Below are 3,622 nucleotides of genomic sequence, written 5' to 3' on the forward strand. Positions count from 1 at the left end.
CCCTGGTCGTAGCCCTGCTGGCCGTAGCCCTGCTGCTGGCCGTAGCCCTGGTCGTGCCCCTGCTGGCCATAACCCTGCGGCTGGCCGTAGCCCTGCTGCTGGTCATAGCCCTGCTGGTCGTAACCCTGCTGGCCGTAGCCGCCCTGACCATAAGGGTCCTGGCCGGGCTGGCCCTGTCCTTGTCCGTAGCCGGGTGGCTGGCTCATGGATCGGTCTCCTGCGGTGCGAGGTGGTGCTGACCGTCGGCTGGCCGCTTTCACGTCGGGGTCGACGGACGAGCTGGTTCGGAACTGTCCGGTGTGCAGCGCCTCGGAGCGCTCCAGGGAGACTACGACGTCACCATAGGTATCCCATCCGGACTCGGCCAGGTGCTCTCGCAGGCCCTCTGCGAGAAGCTGTGTGATGCGTAGTTCATCCTGCTCGTCGCCCGCAAGACGTTCGTGGTCCTGAGGTCCGAGGAGCACCTTGTAGTGGTTGGGGGCTAGCAGTCTGCCACCCGCGAGTTCGCGGATGTTGCTGTCACCCTCCCGTTGCAGTGCCTGTGCCACCTCTTGGGGCACGACGCTGCCGCCGAACACGCGCGCGAAGGTGTTGCCGACCAGACCTTCCAGCTTGCGCTCGAAGCGTTGCAGGCCCATGTCGACTCCTTCCGCGCGGACGGGCTCCTGTACCGATCGTATCCGGGTACGACCGGGCCTACAGGGGGCGATTAGGAACCTGGTTTGGACGCGTGCTAGTGTTTCCAACGTCTCCAGGGGCAAGTGGCGGAATGGCAGACGCGCACGGTTCAGGTCCGTGTGTCCGAAAGGACGTGGGGGTTCAACTCCCCCCTTGCCCATAGATAGACAGAGAGAACCCCTCTCGCGGAAATCGCGAGGGGGGTTCTTTCGTTGATCGGCAGTATCGGATTCCTTGATCCACCGGGTGATGTCTGTCACTCGTTCGGGGGGCACCATGTGGGCGATCGCGGCGGCCGACTTCGGCGCGGACCTCGACCTGGTCGAGCTCCCCGAGCCCGAGGCGGGCCCGAACGAGTTGAAGGTCCGGGTGCTCGCCGCGAGCGTGAACCCGTTCGACCGCAAAGTCGTGAACGGGATGCTCCGCGACTCCGCTCCACATCAGTTCCCGTTGGTTCCCGGAACCGATGGTGCGGGAGTGGTGGAAGGGTCGGGGGAGAGGATTTTCGGAACGTTCTTCCGTCGCCCCGTCGGCGGCGGTACATACGCCGAGTACGTCACAGTTCCGGCCGGAAACCCGTTGGCCCCGTTGCCGGATGACATGGATCCCGCCGTGGCCGCCGCATTGCCCACTGCCGGCATGGCCGCTCTGCAGTTGGTCGAGTCGCTCGGCGACTCTCGGTCCGTTCTGGTCGTTGGTGCGTTCGGCGGCGTCGGGTCGTTCGCCGTCCAGATCGCCCGTGCGGCCGGGAAGCGCGTGATCCCGATCGGCCGCGGCGACTCTCTTGTGGAGGCCGACGCGCTGATCGACCTCGTCAGCACAGACCGTTCGTCGTTCGAGGCGAACGCGCGCTACGCGCCGTTGGCCTTCAACACCAACTACGTGTCCGCCGACTCCGCGCAGAACTTCGGCATGAAGGGCTCGCGAGAGGCGTTGGTGCACCTCTCGTCGTTGGTGCAGGCCGGCGACCTGGAAGTGCCGATTTCGCGGCGTGTGCCGTTGCGCGACGCTGTTGATGTTTTCGCAGGTCACGGACCGGGTAAGACAGTGATCATCATGTAGGTGGTCGTTCTGGCGCGGTGAACGGTCGGCGGGCGGCGACCGGCGCCGGTGAGCGGCATTTCGCCGCCACGCCTGGAGTACCCACTTTGAGCAGGTCTTTTGGTGCGTCCATACGGATTAACGTCACCCAGACGGCAGCACCGTAGGACCGAACTCCCCTCGCCATTCCTCGACCGGTCACCGACCGGTCGGCGCCGTCGATCGCAGGGGGTCCTGTGACCTGGGGGCGGGCCGTGCGCTTCCTGCTAATCCTTATCCAGAGCACGAGTCGAAACGTGGCGGATCTCCCGCCGCGGGTGACGAGGAGGCACTGGCGTGAGCAGCACCCCAGCAAGGATCGCGGCACTCGACAGCTCGAACGGTCTGTCGACCACCCCGGTCCCGGTTCCGGAACTGCCCGCGTCCGTCGAGGAGTTGGCAGCCGCTGCGGCGATCCGCCTCGGCTGGCACGGTGTGGTTCTCCCCGAAATGGTCCTCATGGGCCGCAAGGTCGTCGTCGTGGCCGAACTGCTGGCCGACGCCCACGCCGAGCGCGTGTGCGTGGGTGCGGGCCCCGAGGCCGACAAGACCACCGTCTCCACCTGGGTGTGGCCGGAGATGGAAGGCCGCGTCCCGCCGGCCGCCGTCCGCATCGTCGGCGTCCTGGCCGTCGCCCGCCACTGGCGCACCGCCCTGGCCTCCGCGGTTCCCTTCGCCCGCTACGGCAACGCCGCGGTCGTCCTCCCCGAGTCGGTCGCCTTCTCGCACGACTACCTCGCGAACTGCCTGCCGCGCGTCCGCCGCTACGGCGTCTCCGTCCTGCTGGCCGACGACGAGAAGGACCTCTCCGTCGACGTGTCCGGCCGCCAGGAGAACGCGCCCGCCGAGGACACCGCCATCACCCGCTGGGTCAACGAGCTGGTCTACGAGCAGGTCCTCGCCACCGCCTCCTGATCCACGCGTCGTGCCGGCAGCGGATCACTGATCTACGGTCGGACCATGCGAGTAGTCATAGCCGGTGGGCACGGGCAGATCGCGCTGCTCCTGGAGCAGCAGCTGGCCGCCCGTGGGGACACCGCCACCGCACTGGTCCGCAATCCCGATCATTTTGGTGACGTGCAGGAAGCCGGAGCCGTTCCGGTGTTGTGCGACCTGGAGTCCGCCGATCTGGACTCGGTCGCCTCGTATTTGAACGGCGCTGACGCGGCCGTGTTCGCCGCTGGGGCTGGTGCCGGATCCGGTGCCGCCCGCAAGGACACCGTGGACTACGGGGCCGCTGCGCTCTTCGCCTCCGCTGCCGTGGAGGCGGGGGTGCGGCGGTTCCTGCAGGTGTCGACGGTGGGGATCGAAGCCGCTGACTCCCCTGAGATGGATCCTTCGTTCGCGGTTTATCTGAAGGCCAAGAAGCTGGCTGAGGAGGATCTGCGGGAGCGGGATCTGGAGTGGACGATCCTTCGGCCTGGGCCGTTGGTTGACGATCCTGCGACTGGGCTGGTGACCCTTGCTGCGCCTCGGTTGCCTCGGGCTTCGGTCACTCGGGCTGATGTTGCCGCTGTGTTGGCGGAGTTGGTTGGCGCTCGGAACACGATCGGGAAGACCTTGGAGCTCACCAATGGTGAGACTCCTGTGGTTGAGGCGGTTCAGGCCGTTCTTTGAGCCTGTTCGGTCCGTGGTTCTTTTGCGTGCGGCCTGTTGCTGTTGCGTGCTTCCCCTGGGGCTCTGCCCCAGACCCCGGCAATCTGAGATGGGGGCCAGCGCTGGGGGCAGGTAGATGGCACGCCTGTTGCTTAGAGCGGCTGCCTGTTGCTTAGTTTGGTTGCGGTGGCGGTGGGGTCCCATCCCAAGTCGCACCAAGAGCGGGCCACACCTGAGGAGGGGTGTCAAACCGCCGAAAAGCGTGGCG

4 protein-coding genes and 1 tRNA gene are annotated in these 3,622 nt (G+C 66.7%); 4 read left to right on the forward strand and 1 reads right to left on the reverse strand.

Annotation, left to right across the window (positions count from 1 at the left end):
* Positions 1 to 638: DUF3662 domain-containing protein (locus BMY74_RS43975; RefSeq protein WP_143091981.1), on the reverse strand; the 638-nt coding region annotated here is incomplete at its 3' end.
* Between the two features lie 117 nt (positions 639 to 755).
* Between BMY74_RS43975 and BMY74_RS43980 the strand changes: the two genes are divergently transcribed.
* From BMY74_RS43980 to BMY74_RS43995, 4 genes are all read left to right on the forward strand, one after another.
* Positions 756 to 838 (forward strand) — tRNA-Leu (locus BMY74_RS43980).
* Positions 839 to 954: 116 nt separating this feature from the next.
* On the forward strand, positions 955 to 1,740 hold the full coding sequence (locus BMY74_RS43985; RefSeq protein ID WP_089928496.1) for an NADP-dependent oxidoreductase: 786 nt from the start codon (positions 955 to 957) through the stop codon (positions 1,738 to 1,740).
* A 315-nt stretch (positions 1,741 to 2,055) separates the two neighbouring features.
* Positions 2,056 to 2,673, forward strand: coding sequence for a hypothetical protein (locus tag BMY74_RS43990; protein ID WP_089928501.1), 618 nt, complete (start codon positions 2,056 to 2,058; stop codon positions 2,671 to 2,673).
* Positions 2,674 to 2,718: 45 nt separating this feature from the next.
* Positions 2,719 to 3,375, forward strand: coding sequence for an NAD(P)H-binding protein (locus tag BMY74_RS43995; RefSeq protein WP_089928504.1), 657 nt, complete (start codon positions 2,719 to 2,721; stop codon positions 3,373 to 3,375).
* The last annotated feature ends 247 nt before the right edge of the window (positions 3,376 to 3,622 follow it).

Origin of the sequence: Lentzea albida (genome assembly GCF_900111005.1) — a bacterium.
In the GTDB taxonomy this organism is placed as follows: domain Bacteria; phylum Actinomycetota; class Actinomycetes; order Mycobacteriales; family Pseudonocardiaceae; genus Lentzea; species Lentzea albida.

Bases quoted from the DNA above. Each gene is read 5' to 3' on its own strand.
- BMY74_RS43985 (WP_089928496.1), top strand. From the start codon at position 955: ATGTGGGCGATCGCGGCGGCCGACTTCGGCGCGGACCTCGACCTGGTC.
- BMY74_RS43995 (WP_089928504.1), top strand. From the start codon at position 2,719: ATGCGAGTAGTCATAGCCGGTGGGCACGGGCAGATCGCGCTGCTCCTG.